This is a genomic window from Amycolatopsis sp. NPDC114505 (genome assembly GCF_055633615.1).
Genome location: NZ_JBVKDV010000001.1, coordinates 2081145 through 2099680, shown reverse-complemented (window position 1 = coordinate 2099680; position 18536 = coordinate 2081145). Strand labels below are relative to the sequence as shown.

Here is an 18536-nt window from a genome sequence, read left to right as displayed (position 1 = left end):
GAAGACGCCAAAACGTCGACTCGACCCCCGTCGGCCGGGTAACGTAGTCCCTGGCCCCCGGACCCTCCCCCCTCGCCGGGGGCCGCCTTATGTCCCGGGTACGTCGTCCGGGCCGGTTTCGGGGGCCAGTCGCAGGCCGGGATGCTCCGGGGGCAACGCCCGGTAGAGCACCCAGCCACTCACCGCCACGGTCAGCGCGACGAGCGGCCACGACAGCACCGTGCGGGCCACGCCGAGCGCGATCACCTGGCCGGACCACCACAGCAGGCCGTAGACGACCACCCGCAGCACGTACTGGCCGAACACCCACACCCAGCTGGCGCGCGAGTAGGCCTTCAGCAGCACGGGGTCGCGCCGCCAGCGCGTCTTCTGGCCGAGCACCAGGCCGACGACGACGCCGAGCAGCGGCCAGCGGATCACGATGCTGGCCGCCCAGAGCAGCGCGCTGGCCACATTGGACATCAGCTGCAGCAGGAAGAAGTCCTGGGCACGGCCGGTGTGCAGGGCGATCAGCGCGGCGGCGACGACGGCGGCCAGGCTGACGACCAGCGCACGGATCTTCCCGCCGCGGACCATCCGGAAGATCCCGAGGGCCACGGCGACCGCGATGGCGACACCGGCGCCCCAGGCGATGGACTGCCCGGCCGCGAGCCAGCCGACGACGAAGCCGGCGGGCGGGATACTGGCGTCCAGCGCACCCCGGCGGCCACCGAGGATCTGCGCGAGCGACTCACGGGGTTCTGCGGACACGTGTCCAGCGTGCCGGATGGCGCCGCGGAGGCTGCCGGCAGGGAGATTTACGCCACAAGAGTCTGGTGATTGCCTTCGAGTGTGCGGTCTCACGGCATGCGGTAGGTGAAAACTACGTAATAGAGAGGCGGAGAAGGCCGACAAGATAAGACACTGTTACCGCAGGCTGAACACCGGTGGGGCCCGGATGGTTAGTTGGGGTGTACAACTACATGTCGGGGAGTCGGTCGCAGGACGGGAAGGGGACCCAGCGTGTACGGATTCGACAGCTATGTGGCGATCGGGGACAGCTTCACCGAGGGGCTCAACGACGAGCTGCCGGACGGCTCGTTCCGCGGCTGGGCCGACCGGCTCGCGGAGATCTTGGCCGGGGGGCGAAGCGGCTTCCAGTACGCCAACTTGTCCCTCCGGGGCAAGATGCTCGACGAGATCATGGACGAGCAGCTCCCGATCGCGCTGGAACTGAAGCCCGACCTGGTCACGCTGTGCGCGGGCGGCAACGACATCATCGTCCCGGGGGCGGACGTCGACGCGGTGGCGGCCCGGCTCGAGGAGGGCGTGGCCAAGCTGCGCGCGGCGGGCATCCCGGTGCTCATCTTCAACGGCCCGGACACGAAGGTGTTGTCCGTGATGTCGGTTTTGCGCGGCAAGGTGGGGATCTACAACGCCCACCTGTGGGCGATCGCGGAGCGCCACGGCGCCCGCATGGTCGACCTGTGGACGATGGAGCCGCTGCACGACCGCCGCGCGTGGAGCGACGACCGGCTGCACTTCTCACCGGAGGCCCACCGCCGCATAGCGATGAAGTCGGCGGAGGTCCTGGGCGTCCCGACGGCGGGCGACTGGAGCGAGCCGTGGCCCCCGGAAGCGGTCCCGAACCGCTGGATCGACTCGCGGCGGTCGGACCTGACGTGGACGAAGCTGTACCTGCTGCCGTGGATCCGCAGGCAGCTGCGCGGCCAGTCGATGGGGGACGGGTTGTCGCCGAAGCGGCCCCAGCTCGCACCGCTGCTGCCGATGGACGTCCTCGAGGTACCGGACAACGCCCAGGCGCGGCAGCAGGCCAGCTGAGACGGGTCGTGAGTGAGAAACAGGGTTAGAACACTGTTTCTCACTCACGACCGCCAGTGCCCGGGTGATCACAGGTCGGCCAGTTGTCCACATGTCGACTTGCCTGGGGACAACTTGTGGACCACCACCCCTTCTCCGGCTCGCCAACCCGCTCCACCCGGCTTACAGTCCCCTTATGTCCGGTGGACGTCGCTGGATCCTCGTGGTCCCGATCGCGGTGCTGGTCACCGCGCTGCTGGCGGGGGTCGTCACCTGGGCGCAAGGCGGGAGCATCCAGCGTGAGCTCACCGCAGACGCCCAGGCCGCGCTCGCCAAGGCCGGGCTGACCAAGGGCAACGTCACCTTCGACGGACGGGATGCCACCCTCACCGGCTTCGCCCCCGATCAAGCGCTCAAAGCCCTCGAGGTCGTCCAGAACGTCGATGGGGTGCGGGCGGCCCAGCTGCAAGGCGACGTCACCCCCGTGGCCCCGAACCCGAACCCGGCCACCACCAGCGCGCCGCCGCCCACCAGCAGCCCGCCGCCGCCGACCACCAGTGCCACTGCTCCGCCGCCGCCCACCGACAAGGCCGGGGTGCAGGCCGAGATCGACCGGATGCTCGCCGAGGCGCCGATCACCTTCGTGCCGGACACCGCCCGGCTCACCCCCGAAGGCGAACAGGCCGCCCGCACCGTCGCGATCGCCCTCGCCAAGTCGCCGGACACCTTCCGGTACCGCGTCACCGGCCACGCCGCCCGCGGGTCCGGCAGCGCGAGCGGCTCGCTGAAGCTTTCCCGGGACCGTGCCAGAGCCGTCACGCGGATCCTCACCACCAACGGGCTGACAGCCAACCGCGTGACCTTCCGGGGGCTGGGCGACACCCGCCCCGCCGGCGGCGGCGATGAAGACCGGCGCGTCGAGATCACGGTCGTTTAAGGGGTGATGGCGAATGGTGTGGCTGTTCGGGCAGATCTGGCTGTGGCTGATCATCGCCTTCGCCCTCGGCGCGCTCACCTCGTGGCTCCTCCTCCGCACCCGCCGGCCCCAGCCTGAACCCGAGCCCGAGTTCGTGGACGCCTACGACGAGCCCGAGCCGCTCGCCGCCGAGCAGACGCAGTTCATCCCCGCGGCCTGGATGCAGCCCGAGAGCGACCGGCACGAACCCGTCCAGGACGACGAAGAACCGGAGCCCGCGGGCCACCGCGAAGGCCGGCTGCCGCTGCCCCCGCAGCGCGGCGCGCAGGCCGAGGACTGGCCGACCGAAGAGGAACCCGCCTGGCCGGAAGCCGACGAGGTCACCCCGCAGTGGCCACACCAGCCTGGGCGCGGTGGCTGACACCCATCCTGGTAAGTTCGGCTACGCACTGTGAGCGAGGCCGAGGAGGGGGTGGCGTGACGCTCCCCCATTGGACGCCCCAGCAGGTTCTGCCGCCGGGCCGCCACGCCTGCGACCTCGCCGACGTCTACGAACGCCTGGTCTTCGACGCCCCGCACCAGAACGAGCGCGAGATCCTCTTCAGCGCGCTCAACAGCTACCTCGGCGTCGCCCGGCGGATCATGCCGACCGGCCGGGCCTGGGTCGGCGGCGAGCTCATCACCCGGACCGCCCACCCGCCGCGCGGCCTCGACGTCGTCCTCATCCCGGACGAGTGGGGCGCGCTCAAGCGGCTCGACGACGCCGGCCGGTCCGCGCTGTACGGCCTGCTCACCCTGCGCGGGGTGATCGTCGGGCAGCCCGCGATGTACCTCGACCAGGTCCAGCCGGTCGGTGGGATGCTGGACGGCTTCCTGTGCCGTCCCGGCGACGAAGACGTCTGGGCCGAGGTCTGGGCCGAAGGCGGCAGGGGCTACCCGGAGATGATCTGGTGAGGAACGAGTTCCGGCGCATCGCCGACGAGATCCCCGGCGGCACGTGGCTCGACGACCTCGCGCGCGCCTCGGCGATGGCGGCGAACGCCAAGTTCGAGCGGACGTCCCGCTCGCCGCTGCTGCACGTCTCGGTGATCGGCGAGCAGAGCATCGACGCCTACACCTTCTCCGACATCAGCCGCGCGCTGCAGGACGCGACGGCCAAGATCGGGCACATCATCCGGAACCCGTCCGGCGAGGTCACGATCGTCCAGCAGGCCGACCGCGACAAGGCGCCGCTGATCCAGCGCGGCCAGGCGGGCAACGCGATCTTCCTGGGCTTCCCCGAGCTCGACGCCGTCGACGACGCGCTGATCGTCGACGGCATCGAGACGCTGTCCGAGCGCGCGGTCAAGGAGCTGTGCGACTTCCTGCCGGCGAACGGCTCGGACGACGGCGCGCTCGACGCCGTGCTGCTGCAGCGCGACACCGTCCGCAACGCCGTGAGCGACATCGTCAACGCCGTCGCGAAGAACGCCGGCATCGGGATGGCGCTGACGCCGACGTCGGGCGAGCAGGTCACCCGCAGCATGACCACCGAGCAGGCCCGGATCCTGCAGGGCAGCCTCCGTGAGTCGCGCGAGGAGGTCGGCTACGAGACGGTGCGCGGGCGGCTCGACGGCGTCCGCACCCGGCGCCGGATCTTCTACCTCGACCGCGAGTCGGGCGGGACGATCCAGGGCGCCGTGGCGCCCGACCTGCTCGACGAGATCAAGGAGAACCTCGACCGCCCGGTGACCGCCCGGCTGCGCGTCGTGCGCACGACGACGATCGACGGCCGCCGCGGCCGTCCCGTTTTCGAGCTCCTCGAAATCACTCCCGAAGTGAGCCTTTTCGACTGAGAAGTCCGGCTTGCGACTTTCGTCTTGAACACCGGAACCGACGGTCGTCGTAGGCCGCCCGGCCACGGAAACAGTGGGAACCCCGATATTCTTCCCATTGATCACCCGGCCACACCCTGCGCACGTTGTCAGGAAATACCGACACCTGCCGCGAAATGGTGGGACAATGACTTTTTCCAGAATGTAACAATTTCGTTCGGGGGCACTCTTATGGGTTAACGTCGTCGCACTCCCACCCGAAGGGGTCCGCATGATGACCGACCCGCAGTACCCGCCGCCGACCGCCGCGCGCCACGGACGGCCCGCGCCACCGGTGACGGCCACGGAGCGTCGTCAGGCGAACGCGAAGCCGGGGCGGAACATCCTCGCGATCGTGAGCCTGGTGCTCGGCGTGGCCGCCCTGGTCGTCGCGTTCGTCCCGGACATCGGGTTCGTCGCGTGGCCGCTGGGCGCGATCGGGCTGGTCTTGGCGGTCGTCGGGCTGACCCAGGTCAAGAAGGGGACGGCGGGCGATCGCGGGCTGGCGATCACCGCCACCGCGGTCTCGGTCGCCGCGCTGCTCTCGACGGGCGGGATGCTGGCGTACTCGACCTTCCTCGGCGGTGGCGAGTCCGGGCTGCACCTGCCCGCGACGGCCGGGGACAAGCACACCGTGACGTTCCAGGTGACCTCCGCCGGCGGCGCGACCGTGCGTTTCGGCAGCCTGTCGGACCAGCGGACGGAGAACGCGCCGGCCAGCACCGACGCGTGGGAGGGCGCGGCGTCCTACAACAATGGTTCGTACCTGTTGACGCTGACCGCCGACACCCGCAATTCACAGCTCAACAACGAAATCAGCTGCGCCATTCTGGTCGACGGCAAGAAGGTCGCGGAAAACAGCGGGACGACGATCGCGCTCTGCACGGCGAACGTGAGCTGACCTGCGACGACCGGGAGCCTGACGACCGGCCGGCCTACCCCCAAGTCGGCCGGCCGGGCCGTCACGAGCCGCTCCTGGCGGCTCCCGGCCCCGGCGGGGTTTTCCCGCACGGGGCCCGGCGCCGGCGTCTCAGCCTGCCCCTCCCCTAGGGCTCAGCCGGCACTGCCGAACCTACGCGGACGCCGCCCGGGGCCACTAAGAATCCACTAAGGATCGACCCCGGAAGCCGGGTCGTGATCCATTCGCAACCGGCATTTATCCCCATGAATGTGGATCACCGCCGGAAAGTTGTCACGCGAAATCTTCACTGCAGTTCGGCGAGCTCGGTCCGGACCTCACCGACCAGCTTCGGGTGCACCCGCTCGTAAATGCGCACCGACAACGCCAGCTGCTCCCGAGCGCCGTCGAGATCACCGCGGGCCCGCAGCACCCGGCCCAGCGTCAGCCGCAGCGCGCCCTCGCGGGCCGCGAACTCCCGGCTGATCGCCAGGTCGATCGCCTCCCAGACGTACCGCTCCGCCGCCTCCAGGTCGCCCGCCCGCAGGCTGAGCTCGGCCAGCTTGTCCAGCGAGACGACCACGCGGTGGTCGTCGCCGAGCGAGCGGTCGATCGCCAGTCCCGCGAGCTGGTGGGCGATCGCGTCGGGCAGGCGGCCCGCCCGCTTCTCCGCCTGCGCGCAGCTGCCGAGAGCCTGGCCTCGCAAAGTGACGTCCGAAGCCTCCGCGATCGCCTTGGCCAGCCGGTCGATGGCCTTCTCGTGCTCGCCGCGCCGGCTCAGGGCGCGGCCGAGGTGCAGGTCGACCGAGGTGACCAGCCGCTCGTCCGCCTGCCCGGCGGACAGCTCCAGCGCCCGCTCGGCGTCGGCCAGGCCGAAGCCCGGCAGGTCGAACGTCAGCGCGATCTCGCACCGCGCGAGCCGCAGCCAGCACTGCCCGGCGACGTCGCCCGCGGCTTCGGCGGCGGCGACACCGAGGTCGGCCATCCGCGACCACTCGTCCAGCAGCGGGCACGCGACGCGGTAGCCGTGCCCGATCCGCGCCAGCCGCCAGACGTCGTCGTAGCGGCCCGCGGCGTACGCGGCGTCGAGGGCCGCGAGCAGGTTCGGCCACTCGGTCGCGAACCAGTCCTGCGCCGCGGCGAAGCCGTCCAGCGGCGGCATCGCCTCGTCGGCGAGCACGCCGGTGAAGTCGAGCGGGTCGGCGACGTGGCCCAGCCGGCGCCGCGCGCGGTCCGCCACCGCCTGGTAGTAGCGGACCGTCCAGCCGACCGTCTCGTCGCGCTCCTTCTCGCCGAGCTCCTGTTCCGCGAGCTCGCGCAGGTAGAGCCAGACGAGGTCGTGCGGGGCGAAGACGTCCCGCGCGGTCTCGGCGATCAGGTTGTGCGCGGCCAGCGCGCGCAGCCGCCGCCGGGCCTCGACGACCGGGATCTGCGCCACCGCGGCCATCAGGTGCGGGCCGACCATCACCCCGGGCACCGCGCCGAGCTGCAGGAACGTCTCGGCGATCTCGCCCGGCAGGCCGCGGAAGGAGACGTCGAACGCGGCGCGCACGCCGTCGTCGGCGCCGTCGACCTGCAGCCCGGCCAGCCGCGTCCGCTCGTTGCCGAGCTCGTCGACGAGCTCCTCCGCGGTCCGTTGCGGACTCGCCGAGAGCCGCGCGCCGGCGATCCGCAGGGCGAGCGGGAGGTAGCCGCAGAGCCGGGCGAGCGTGTGGTTGTGCCCGGCCGGGCCGGCGAGCTCCTCGATGAGCCGGACGGCGTCCTCGGGCGCGAGCGTGCCGAGCACGCGCTGCTTGGCCGCGTTCGACACGGCCAGCCCGTCGAGGCGCGACCGGCTGGTCACCACCGTCATCGTCCGCGCGCTCGGCGGCAGCAGCGGGCGCACCTGCTCGGCGGTGCGGGCGTCGTCGAGCAGCACCAGCATCCGGCGCCCGGCGATCAGCGACCGGTAGAGCGCGACGCGTTCGTGCAGCAGCTCGGGGATCTTGGCCGTCTCGACGCCGAGGCCGAGCAGGAACTGCGTCAGCAGCTCGGCGGGTTCCAGCGGCGGGTGGTGCGGGTCGAAGCCGCGCAGCGACGCGAACAGGACGCCGTCCGGGAACCGCGCCGCGACGCGGTGCGCCCACCACACGACGAGGCTGCTCTTGCCGACCCCGGCGGTCCCGGTGACGATCGCGATCGTCGTCTCGCCGGCCTCGGCGCGGGTGACCAAGCTGTCGAGCCAGGCCAGCTCGTCGGCGCGCCCGGCCAGGCTCGGCACCGCGGCGGGCAGCTGTGAGATCGGCTTGCCCGGCTCGGCGGCCGTGGCCGGGGTGGCGGCGGAGCCGCGCGCCGGGAGGTCGTCGTTGAGCACGCGCTCGTGCAGCCAGCGCAGCTCGGCGCCGGGTTCGACGCCCAGCGTGCGGAGGGTGGCGCGCGAGACGGTCCGGTACAGCTCGAGCGCGTCCCCGCGGCGCCCGGCGTGGTAGAGCGCCCGCATGAGCTGGCCGGCGGTCCGCTCGGCGAGGGGATCGGCGCGGACGATCGGGCTCAGCTCGACGATCAGCTCGGCGTGCCGGCCGAGGTCGAGGTCGGCGTCGACGCGGGCACCGTGCACGGCCAGGCGGAGGTCCTCCAGCTCGGGCGCCCGCAACGAGTCGGGCACGCCGCCGAGCGCCGGGCCCTGCCAGAGCGCGAGTGCCTCGGCGAGCAGCGCGGCGGCGACCTCCGGGCTGGCCGGCGACGCGGTGTCGAGCAGGGTGCGCGCCCGGTGGACGTCGATCCGGTCGGGGTCGACGTCCAGCCGGTAGCCCGGCGGGGTGGTCAGGATGCTCGGGCCGTCGATGTCCCGCAGGATGCGCCGCAGGTGGGAGACGTTGCCGTGGACGATGGTCCGGGCGGTGGCGGGCGGGTCGTGGCCCCAGAGCGCGTCGATGATCTCGTCGAGCCCGACGACCTTGCCCGGCTTGAGCGCGAGCAGGGCGAGCAGCCCGCGGACGCCGGGGCCGCCGATCGGGACGGCGACGTCGCCGTCGAAGAGCTGGACGGGCCCGAGCAGCTGGAACCGGCATTCGGCCATGCTCGCGCCCACCTCCCCGGGGGTCTCCCTCGCGCGAAATCAACCTACCGTGGTGACGGGTTGTCGAAGGGGGCCGGTACCAGGAGTTTTGGCCGTTCTGCGGATTCCGCAGCGCCGAGTGGGACGGGGTGCGACATCCACCGGCGGAGCGTCACCCGGGACGTGAGACGACCCCGTACCAGCGGTCCCGATCCGCTGGTACGGGGTCGTCGTAAAACTCCCGGCTGGGCCGCCAGGGGGCGCGGTCCACCCGTCGTCTTCGAAGGCGACCGGGCGGGTGAGCTCACCCCGAGCGAAGCACCCGCCGATCGTCCGCGAAGACGTCTGTCGCGCGGGCCACACGCTCGCACGGTGGCGACACGGTAACAAAGCGCACCGAGTCCGTCACCGGTGGGTTGTGACCTAGCGCGAGATCGGGGTCGAGTCGCGGCCGGCGATGAACGCGGGCCGCGGTGTGCTCGCCGCGAACGGCTCCTGCAACGCGTTCTCCACGCTGTTGAACACCAGGAAGATGTTCGAGCGCGGGTACGGGGTGATGTTGTTGCCCGAGCCGTGCATGATGTTCGAGTCGAACCACAGGGCCGAGCCGGCCTGGCCGGTGAACTGGTCGATGCCGTGCTCGGCCGCCATCTTCGTGATGTCGTCCTCGCTCGGCACGCCCACCCGCTGGTCCTTGAGCGACGCCTTGTAGTTGTCGTCCGGCGTCTCGCCGGCGCACTGGACGAACGTCCGGTGCGAGCCCGGCATGATCATCAGGCCGCCGTTGAACGGGTAGTTGTCCGTGAGCGCGATGGAGCAGCTGACCGCGCGCGGCGACGGCATGCCGTCCTCCGCGTGCCAGGTTTCGAAGTCCGAGTGCCAGTAGAAGCCCGTGCCCTTGAACCCCGGCATGTAGTTGACGCGGCTCTGGTGCACGTACACGTCGGAACCGAGCAGCTGCCGGGCCCGGTCCAGCACGCGCGGGTCGCGCACCAGCTCGGCGATCAGGCCCGAGATCTCGTGGACGTCGAAGATCGACCGGACCTCACCGGTGCGCGCCTCGCTGATCACGCGTTCGTCCCGGGCGAGCTCCTTGTCGGAGGACAGCCGCACCAGCTCCTGCCAGTACGCCTGGACCTCCCCGACGGAGAGCAGGTCGTCGACCACGGTGTAGCCGTTGGTCTCGTGGTTCGCCAGCGTGGCGGCGTCGATCGGACCGTCGGCTTCGGTGCCCCACACCGTGGGGTGCACGCGCGGCAGGTGGGCCGGCGTACCGGTGATCCGGGTCGGGTAACCGTCGTCGACCCGGGTGTCCGTCAGCGTCACGGCTTCGCCTCCTGTTTCCTCGCTGCTCTTACGCTTCCTCGACGACCAGCGGGTACACGCCGTTCTCGTCGTGCACCTCGCGGCCGGTCACCGGAGGGTTGAACACGCACACGCACTTGATCTCGGTCCGCGGCCGGACCTGGTGCTTGTCGTGGTCGTTGAGCAGGTACAGCGTCCCGGGCTTGAGCTCGTACACCTTGCCGGTGGCGAGGTCTTCGATCTCGCCCTCACCGGAGGTGATGAACACGGCTTCGATGTGGTTCGCGTACCAGAAGTCGTTGACAGTTCCCGCGTACAGCGTGGTCTCGTGCACCGAGAAGCCGACGCCCTCCTTGGCCAGGATGATGCGCTTGCTGCGCCAGTTCGGGGTCTTGATGTCGGCGTCGGTGTCGGTGACGTCGTCGAGGGTGCGGACGAGCACGTCGTACTCCTTTACTTCTTGAGGACGGCCTTGATCGATTCGTCGATGATCGAGAGGCCCTGGGTCAGTTCGTCGTCGGTCAGGGTGAGCGGCGGCAGGAGCTTCATGACTTCGCCGTCGGGGCCGGAGGTTTCCATCAGCAGGCCGCGCGCGAACGCCTCGGCGCAGACCCGGCCGGCCAGGTCGCCGTTCTCGAACTCCAGGCCACGCGCGAGGCCGCGGCCCTTGGCGGCCAGGTTCGCGTCCGGGTAGGCCTCGACGATGCCGGAGAAGGCGGCGGCGATGCGCTCGCCCTTCGCCTTGGTCGACTTCTCGAGCTCGTCGTCGCTCCAGTAGGCGTTGATCGCCTCGGTCGCGGTGACGAACGCGGGGCTGATGCCGCGGAAGGTGCCGTTGTGCTCACCCGGCTCCCAGACGTCGAGCTCCGGCTTGATCAGCGTCAGCGCCATCGGCAGGCCGTAGCCGCTGATGGACTTCGACAGGCAGATGATGTCCGGCGTGATCCCGGCTTCCTCGAAGCTGAAGAACGGGCCGGTGCGGCCGCAGCCCATCTGGACGTCGTCGAGGATCAGCAGGATGTTGTGGCGCTTGCAGAGGTCGTCGAGACCCTTCAGCCACTCCAGGCGCGCGGCGTTGATGCCGCCCTCGCCCTGCACGCCCTCGACGATCACCGCAGCCGGCTCGTTGAGCCCGCTGCCGGAGTCTTCGAGGAGCTTCTCGAAGTAGAGGAAGTCCGGCATCGCGCCGTCGAAGTACGCGTCGTACGGCATCGGGGTGGCGTGCACCAGGGGGACGCCGGCGCCGCCGCGCTTCATCGAGTTGCCGGTGACCGACAGCGCGCCCAGCGTCATGCCGTGGAAGGCGTTGGTGAAGTTGATGACCGACTCCTTGCCGGTCACCTTCCGCGCCAGCTTCAGCGCCGCCTCGACCGCGTTCGCGCCACCCGGACCCGGGAACACGACCTTGTGGTTCAGGTTGCGCGGGTCGAGGATCTTGTCGCGGAAGGTCTGCAGGAAGTCGCGCTTCGCCACGGTGAACATGTCGAGCGCGTGGGTGACGCCGTCACGCTGGATGTAGTCGATCAGCGCCTGCTTGAGCCGCGGGTTGTTGTGCCCGTAGTTCAGCGCGCCGGCTCCGGCGAAGAAGTCCAGGTAGGACTTCCCGCTCTCGTCGTAGAGATGGCTGCCCTGGGCGCGGTCGAACACGACCGGCCAGCCGCGGCTGTAGCTGCGGACCTCGGATTCGAGCTCTTCGAAGATGCTCATGACGTTTCTTTTCTCCTACTCGCCCGGATCTTTGCGTGCCGTGAGCGGACCGATGCGGTAAAGCTCTTCCGGTAGGTGTTCACCGTCGCCGGGGAAATCCGCACCGGCGAACAGCACCGTGGTTTCCACCGGCGCCTCCCAGCGCTTCGCGAAGGAGGTGAACAGCCGGATGGACGCTTCGTTGTCCGGGGTGATGGTGGTCTCGAGGTAACGCACCCCGTCGGCGACCAGCCGCGTGTACAGCGCATCCAGCAGCGTGCCGGCCAGGCCCTTTCCCCGCTGCGACGCGTCGACCGCGACCTGCCAGACGAACCCGACACCGGGTTCCTGCGGCCGGCGGTAGCCGGTCACGAATCCGACCGCCTTGCCGTCTTCACGCGCGACCACCGAAGTCTCGGCGAAATCGCGGCACCACAGCATGTATGCGTACGGCGAGTTGAGATCGAGCTTGGCGGAATCGCGCGCGATTCGCCACAGCTCCGCGCCGTCCGCCTTGGTCGGCGATTCGATCAAGTGCGTTACGGACATACTCAGGAAACGTAACAGAGAATTTTCGACCTGCCAGCGACGCAGCTCACCGACCCCGCAATGACCTGGGGCGACGCGGGGTACCCGGTGAGGAGTCCCACAAACCTGTTTGAAGTGGACGGTCCCGGGGCATACGCGCGGCTGGGTCGCGCACCCGTGGTTCGCGACCTACCCGCACCCTGAACCTTCGAGCCCGTGATCGCAAGGCGACGGGCCGTATTCCGCACGAGTCCGCACGAGCGGCGCCCTTGACCGGACGTCTCCCGCTCAGCGGCCCCCGCGACGGTGGATCGTCCGGATCAGGCGCCGCGCCGGTGTCGCAGCCGGCGCCAGATCCTTCGCACTGGTATCACCACGGCGGGCAGCACCACCACGCCGGAGACGACGAGCCACCACACCGGGGCGTCCCCGCGCCGCCAGCCGGCGACCACGTTCCCCAGCCAGCCGAAGAGCGGCTGCCTGAGCAGCGGCAGGAAAGCGGCGAGCAGCAGCGCCGTCACCACCAGTGCGCCCAGGGCCGCGAAGACCCGGCGCGAGGTCCTGCCCATCGTCAGCAGGGCCGTCGCCAGGTACACGACGGCGCCCGCGAGCACCGGCAAGCCGATCAGCTCGAACACGAGGCCACCGTTGTTCCCGAGCGCCAGCCCTGCCAGCAGAGCCAACGTGGCGGCGACGATCGGCCCCTGCGAGCCGAGCCGAACCGCGTTCGCGGATATCGTCGCGACGATCTTGAAAAGAGCTCGCAGTGCGCCGCCGACCTTCTCGGGCCACCCCTCGGGGAGCCGGAACGCGAGGGTGCCCACGTTCACCGAGGCCGCGCCCAGGCGCAGCAGCGTCCGCGTCAGCTGCTGGGTCCGTTGCTCGCCGGCGAGCGTTTCCGCCGAGACCTGACACACCTGGAACAGCTGCTGAGCGGTCGCCGCATCGGCGGGCAAGCGGGCGGCCTTCGACCGGAAGGCCGCCGACGCGGTCCCGCTCGCTCCGCCGTACTTGACGTCGTGCAGTGCCCGTTGCGCCACGACCGGGATCTCCTCCGCCGCGATCTCCGCTTGGCGCGCTCGCGCCAGCACCATCGCGGTCACCGGGAGGCTGACCGGCCGTTCGGCCCCGAACTCGACGGGGTTCAGATCGGCGTCGAGCCCCAGGAACGCCAGCTCCGCGGCCAACTGGAGGCAGAGCTGCTGAACCTCTTCCGGGGAGCAGTTGTCCGTCGCTTCCGGCTTGCGCCAGAGGTCTTCCAACGCGGCCTTGAACTCACCCCGGAACGCCTCTGGCCCCACGAAGTCACGCAGGGTTTCCAGCCGCACCGGATCGAGCAGACACTGCACCAGCCAACCGGCGCCGTCGACCCGCCCCCACATCCAATCGCTGGCGCGCCACGACGACTTGTAGAACGCGCCGAAGTAGCCCGCCTGCATGGCGGTCAGCTTGTCGGCCGCTCGATGCCGCGACAGGTCGAGCAACGTCCGGGAGTCCGCGCTGACCTGCACGAGATCGACACGCTGATCCACCGACGGTAGCTCGGCATGCAGCCCGCGACTCGCGACGTGCAGGCCGAGAAGCCGGGCCTGGACGACGTCGTCGCCGCCGGAATCCAGCTCCAGCCAGTCCAGCAGCGTCGTGACCGTGCCGGGGGACGACTCCGTCCTCTCGTCCACGAGCGACCGCAACGTCGGAGCCGCGGCCCGCAACGCCGCGACGGCCATCGGCCAGGCCCGGACGAGCCCGGCGGAGCGGCCGAGCCCGGCCCACTCCTGGGCCAGCTCACGGATCCACAATTCGAGGGTGGTGCCCGCACCCGGCCCTTCGTGGGCGATGACCCACGGCGCCAGCCGTACGCTCCGTGCCGCCTCCCGCCGTGCGGTGTGCAGCATCGCCCGCGCGTCGTTGAGCGCCTGCGCCTGTGCGAGTGCCGGCTGGAGCCGGAAACCCGCGTTGATCAGCTGCAAGCCGGTCGCCACCGCGTCGTCGAGCGCGCTCGTCCGGTAGCCGACGAGGTCCGCCACGGCCATGCTCGCCGATGGGGGCTCGATCGGGACGCCGCTGACCAACCCGGCCACGGCGGCCGCGCGCAACTGCCACGACAGGCCGGACACCCACGCCGGATCCGGGCTGTCCACCGCGGACAGGGTAAAACGCCGGGTGGCGACCCGGACGAGCTCGACGGCGTCTTCGGCGGTCCGCCGTTCCAGGTACTGGACCGCGAGCCGCGCGTCGACCAGCTCCTCGGGCTCGCCGCGCAACCCGATGGCCGCCAGTGATACCCGGGAGTCCCTCGCCCGGACGACGGCGTCGTTGTGCCGGGTCAGCTCGTCCAGCTCGGCACTGATCGACTGGCTCATCACGGTGGCGACGACTCTTCCGAGCGCGGTCGACAGCAGTGGCGGGCTCAGCGGATCGGCCCCCAGCGCGACCGCCTCCGGTTCGCCCGTGGGCACGACGTAGAGCAGCAGCCGGCGGACGTCCGCGTGCGCGGGCCGCTCGAAGATCTCTCGCAGCGCCGGTCGGATCGGCTTGTTGAGCAGTACTCCTCCGTCGGTGAGCCAATGCGAACGCACCAGCTCGGTGTACGCCGACATGTCGGGGTGCAGCTCGTCGACACCGGCGCTTCCGATCGGTACCCGGGACAGCTCGAAAGCACCCGGGAACGACGCGGTGGAGCGCGCGGCGAGCGCCAGCGGCCCCTCCACGCCTTTGGTCCACAATGGACCGTCGAAGCGGAAGAGCATCCGGTGCTCGGTGTCGCGCACCAGGTTTCCCAACGCGTCGTCGAGTCGCCTCGGTTCGCCGTCGATCACCGTGCCGGTGAGGAGCACGGTGATGTCCGGCGGCTCGGCAGGCAGAGTGCCGCTGCCGGTGATGTCGCGCAGGGCCGATCCCAAGTCGCCCAGGAGGACCCGATCGCCGTCGAGCACCGATCGGGGCTGGGGATCCCTGGCGTCCCGCGCGAGGTTCTCCAGCGAGGCGACCTCGATCCAGGTGTCCCGCAGCACACCCGGTGTGGAGCGGAAGGCCTCCGCCAGGCCGAGACAGGCGGCGCTGATGCCGCCGCCGCCGGTCCCGGTCAGCACGTCGATCGACACGGAGGCGCGCAGCAGGTCGAGCAGCTTGCGGTACAGGCCGGGCTCCGCGTCACCGCGCGACTCGCGCAGCAACTGCGACGTCTCGGTGGCGACGCCACCCATCCAGATGGCGAGGCTGGCGCCGCCCACCATCGTCATCGCCAGGCGGATCTCCTGCTGCCACGGTTCCGCGGTCTCAGGCATGCACTCCCCCACCGGATCGGCATCTCGGATGACCACCAGCTCGCCGAAGCAGCGCTCACGACGAGGATTCGGCGGCCGGGTCCGGGGCCGCCGGTGCGGTGTCCGGACGAGCGACGGAGGCCTGGGCCGTCAGGACGACCCCGGCAACCGACGCCGTCTTCGCCGGTATCGCGGGCTCAGCCGGACGGTCGCCCGGGCGGATGCGCCGCCACAGCGCGCCCAGTGGCGGGACGACCCACGGCAGCAGCAGGACGACCACGAAGACGACCCACGCGACCGCCGCGCGGCCCCGGCCCCAACCGTCGGCCACCGAGGCGAGCCAGCCGAAGAACGGCTGCGCGAGCACCGGCAGGAACGGGGCGAGCACCAGGCCGAGCACCACGAGCAGGCCCAGCAGGTAGAGCACGACCAGTGGGGACTTCTTGGCCATCAGCAGCACGTTGACGACGACGAAGACCACCCCGCCGGCCAGCACCGGCAGCCCGATCAGCCCCACGATCGCATTGCCGTTGCCGCCCATCAGCACCCCCGCGACGAGGGCGAGGACCGCGGCCGCGATCGTTCCCGGTGTCTTCAGCGCCATGGCGCCCTTGGTGATCCGCCAGGTGCTGCGAGCGGTCGCGCGGACGGCGGCGACCATCGACCGCGCGGCCTTCGGCGTCGACGGCGGCACGGTCGCGGCCGCCGCGTTGACCCCGGCCGCGGCCAGCTTGATCACGGTCTTGACCAGCAGCGGAGTGCCCCGCTCGTCCGAGATCCGTTCGGCCGAGACGCGGCACGCCTGGAACACTCCCTGCGTCCGGTCGTCGCTGTCCAGCGGGAACACCGCGTTCCCGGTCTTCGGGTCCGGTTCGGCCATGGCGCGGAAAGCCTTCGACTTCTTGGCGCCGGCCTTCGCCGTGACGACGTCGGCGTCCGCGTGCCGCCACACGACCGGAAGCTCGGCGCGGGCGATCTCCAGCTGCCGTGCCCTGGCGAGGACCAGCGCGGTCACCGGCATGCTTTCGGGCACTTCAGCGGCGTACTCGACCGGCTTCAGCTGCGCGTCGAGCCCGAGGAAGCCCAGTTCCACGCCGAGCTGGGCCTTCAGCTCGGCGACAGCCGCCGGGCTGAGGTGGTCCGCCTCGCGCGGCGGGCACCAACCGATCTCGTCGAAGGTCTCGCGCACTTGCTCGCGGAACACGTCCTCACCGGCGAGGACGGCGAGGTTCCGCAGCCGGGCCGGGTCGAGGAGCACCTGCATGAGCCAGCCCGCTCCGTCGATCCGGCCCCACATCCAGTCGTTCGCGCGCCAGGAAGCCTTGTAGAAGGCGCCGAAGTAGCCCGCCTGCATCCCCGTCAGCTTCTCCCACGAGCGCCGCCGCTCCATGTCGAGCAGCGTCCGCGAGTCGGCGCTCACCTGCACGAGATCGGCTCGCTGGTCGACGGCGGGTGCGTCCGCCAGCAGCCCTCGGCCGGCCACGTGCAGGGCGAGCAACCGCGCTTGCACGACCTCGTCGCCGGTTTCCCCTTCGAGTTCGAGCCAGTCCAGCAGTGTCTTGACGACCTCGTGTTCGTCGGGGCGGGCATCGACCCGGCGGCGCAAGGCGGGTGCCGTGGTCCGGAGCGCGTCGACGACGGAAGACCAGGCACGGGCGAGGCCGTCCACGTCGACGGCCGCGGCCCATCCTCCGGCCAGCTCTCCGACCCACTCTTCGAGCGTCCGCTCCGGTTTCGGCTTCGGCTGCGCCGAGAGCCACTCGTCCAGCCCCTGCTTCCGGGCAGCGCTCTTCCGGGCATCGTGCAGCTTCGCTTTGGCGTCGTTCAACACTGCGGCGTCGGCCGTGTCCGGGCCCAGCAGGAAAGCCGCGTTGATCAGCTGGAGTCCGGTCGCGACGGCGTCGGCGAGGGCGGAAGTGCGGTAGGTCAGCAGCGCTTCCACCGGCATCCGGATCCGCGGCGGATCGAGCTTGATCGCGCTCGTCAGCGCCTCGGCGGCCTTGTCGCGCAGGGTCGCCGACATCCCGGTGGACCACTGCAGCTCCGGACTGTCCACACGGGACTGCGCGTACCGGAGGGCGGCGAGCTCGACCAGCTTCGCGGCGTCGTCGGCCGTCCGCCGTTCGAGGTAGGCCCGGAACAGCTGCTCGTCGATCAACGACTCGGCGCCACCGCGCAGCCCGAGCCCGGCCAGGACGACCCGGGTGTCCCTGGTCCGCACCACACCGGCGTTGTGCCGGGAGAGCTCCTCGAGCTCGGAACTGATGGACTGGCTCATCACCGCGGTGACGACCTTGCCCATCGTGTTGGTCAGCATCGGGAAGTCGTCGGCGTCGCACGGCTTCGCGACGGCCTCCCGCTCCCCGGTCGGGACGACGTACAGCAGCAGCCGCCGGACGTCGGAAGCGGCGGGCCGGGCGAAGATCTCCTCCAGGGCCGGCCGGAGTGGCTTGTTGAGCAACACCCCGCCGTCGGTCACCCAGTGCGAGCGGCTGAGCTTGGTGTACGGCTTCATGTCCGGGTGCTTCTCGTCCACCTGCCCGGTACCGATCGGCACCCGGGACAGCTCGAACGCACCGGGATAGGAGGCGGTGGACCGGGCGGCGAGCGCGAGCGGTCCGAGGACCTGCCCCGACCGCCACTGCTCGCCGTGGAAGCGGAACAGCATGCGGTGGTCGGTGTCCCGCACCAGGTTGCCCAGCGCGTCCTGGTAGCGGGCGCTCTCGCCGTCGATCATGGTTCCGGTGAGCAGCACGGTGAGATCCGGCGTGCCCGCCGCCGGTCCCGGGCCGTTCCCCTTGATCTGGTCGAGCGCGCAGCGGACGCCGTCGAGCAGGACGCGGTCGCCGTCGAGCAGCGACCGCGGCTCGGGCTCGGCGGGGTCACGGGTGAGGTTGTCGAGCGAGCCCGTCGAGATCCAGGTGTCGCGCAAGACCTCCGGGCTGGAGTCGTACGCCTCCGCGAGGCCGAGGCAGGCGGCGTTGATGCCCCCGGCGCTCGTCCCGGTCAGGACGTCGACCGAGACGTCCGCCCGGAGCAGGCCGGTCAGCTTCCGGTACTTGCCGGGGGCCACACTGCCTCGTGCCTCTCGGAGCAGCTGGGAGGTCTCGGTCGCGATGCCGCCCATCCAGACGGCGAGGCTGGCACCGCCGACCATGGTCATCGCGAGCCGGATCTCCTGCCTGGGCAGCACATCCGCCTGCGTCTCCGTCGTCTCAGCCATGGGCTCCCCCGCCCGTCGTCGTAC

General features: G+C 70.9%; 14 protein-coding genes. 6 read left to right on the top strand and 8 right to left on the bottom strand.

All coding sequences use genetic code 11. The features are described 5' to 3' along the window. Positions 1-87: 87 nt before the first annotated feature. Complete coding sequence (locus ACZ7OU_RS10505) at positions 88-750, bottom strand: DUF3159 domain-containing protein (RefSeq protein ID WP_470254887.1); 663 nt, start codon at positions 748-750, stop codon at positions 88-90. A 252-nt stretch (positions 751-1002) separates the two neighbouring features. Here ACZ7OU_RS10505 and ACZ7OU_RS10500 point away from each other — a divergent pair, with 252 nt between their 5' ends. The 6 genes from ACZ7OU_RS10500 (at position 1003) to ACZ7OU_RS10475 (ending at position 5470) form a co-directional block, all read left to right on the top strand. Next, the gene (locus ACZ7OU_RS10500) at positions 1003-1821 is read left to right on the top strand and encodes an SGNH/GDSL hydrolase family protein (RefSeq protein ID WP_470242208.1); all 819 of its coding nucleotides are present in this window, start codon (positions 1003-1005) and stop codon (positions 1819-1821) included. 175 nt (positions 1822-1996) lie between these two features. Further along, positions 1997-2737 (top strand): OmpA family protein, encoded by a 741-nt coding sequence (locus tag ACZ7OU_RS10495; RefSeq protein WP_470254886.1) that lies wholly within the window; start codon positions 1997-1999, stop codon positions 2735-2737. Positions 2738-2750: 13 nt separating this feature from the next. Next, positions 2751-3137, top strand: coding sequence for a hypothetical protein (locus ACZ7OU_RS10490; protein ID WP_470254885.1), 387 nt, complete (start codon positions 2751-2753; stop codon positions 3135-3137). A gap of 56 nt (positions 3138-3193) precedes the next feature. Next, positions 3194-3670 carry a DUF6932 family protein gene (locus ACZ7OU_RS10485; RefSeq protein WP_470242211.1) on the top strand — a complete coding sequence of 159 codons (477 nt, stop codon included), beginning with the start codon at positions 3194-3196 and terminating at the stop codon, positions 3668-3670. After that, positions 3667-4551: a hypothetical protein gene (locus tag ACZ7OU_RS10480; protein ID WP_470242212.1), complete on the top strand. Its 885-nt coding sequence runs from the start codon at positions 3667-3669 to the stop codon at positions 4549-4551. The genes ACZ7OU_RS10485 and ACZ7OU_RS10480 overlap by 4 nt, the downstream gene beginning before the upstream one ends. Positions 4552-4801: 250 nt before the next feature. Continuing rightward, positions 4802-5470, top strand: coding sequence for a DUF4190 domain-containing protein (locus tag ACZ7OU_RS10475; protein WP_470254884.1), 669 nt, complete (start codon positions 4802-4804; stop codon positions 5468-5470). A gap of 304 nt (positions 5471-5774) precedes the next feature. Here the strand turns inward: ACZ7OU_RS10475 and ACZ7OU_RS10470 are convergent, their stop codons facing one another. The 7 genes from ACZ7OU_RS10470 to ACZ7OU_RS10440 all read right to left on the bottom strand — a co-directional run bounded on the left by ACZ7OU_RS10470 (position 5775) and on the right by ACZ7OU_RS10440 (position 18512). Further along, positions 5775-8525 (bottom strand): AfsR/SARP family transcriptional regulator, encoded by a 2751-nt coding sequence (locus tag ACZ7OU_RS10470; RefSeq protein ID WP_470254883.1) that lies wholly within the window; start codon positions 8523-8525, stop codon positions 5775-5777. Between the two features lie 402 nt (positions 8526-8927). Beyond that, on the bottom strand, positions 8928-9830 hold the full coding sequence (gene thpD / locus ACZ7OU_RS10465; protein WP_470242215.1) for an ectoine hydroxylase: 903 nt from the start codon (positions 9828-9830) through the stop codon (positions 8928-8930). A 28-nt stretch (positions 9831-9858) separates the two neighbouring features. After that, complete coding sequence (locus tag ACZ7OU_RS10460; protein ID WP_470254882.1) at positions 9859-10251, bottom strand: ectoine synthase; 393 nt, start codon at positions 10249-10251, stop codon at positions 9859-9861. A gap of 11 nt (positions 10252-10262) precedes the next feature. Beyond that, a complete protein-coding gene (gene ectB / locus ACZ7OU_RS10455) occupies positions 10263-11516 on the bottom strand; it encodes a diaminobutyrate--2-oxoglutarate transaminase (RefSeq protein WP_470242217.1) in 1254 nt (417 codons plus the stop codon). Between the two features lie 15 nt (positions 11517-11531). Continuing rightward, a complete protein-coding gene (gene ectA / locus ACZ7OU_RS10450) occupies positions 11532-12044 on the bottom strand; it encodes a diaminobutyrate acetyltransferase (protein ID WP_470242218.1) in 513 nt (170 codons plus the stop codon). Positions 12045-12343: 299 nt separating this feature from the next. Continuing rightward, entirely contained in the window at positions 12344-15310 is a 2967-nt protein-coding gene (locus tag ACZ7OU_RS10445; RefSeq protein WP_470254881.1) for a patatin-like protein, read from the bottom strand. Between the two features lie 55 nt (positions 15311-15365). Next, the gene (locus ACZ7OU_RS10440; RefSeq protein WP_470254880.1) at positions 15366-18512 is read right to left on the bottom strand and encodes a patatin-like protein; all 3147 of its coding nucleotides are present in this window, start codon (positions 18510-18512) and stop codon (positions 15366-15368) included. Between the last annotated feature and the right edge of the window lie 24 nt (positions 18513-18536).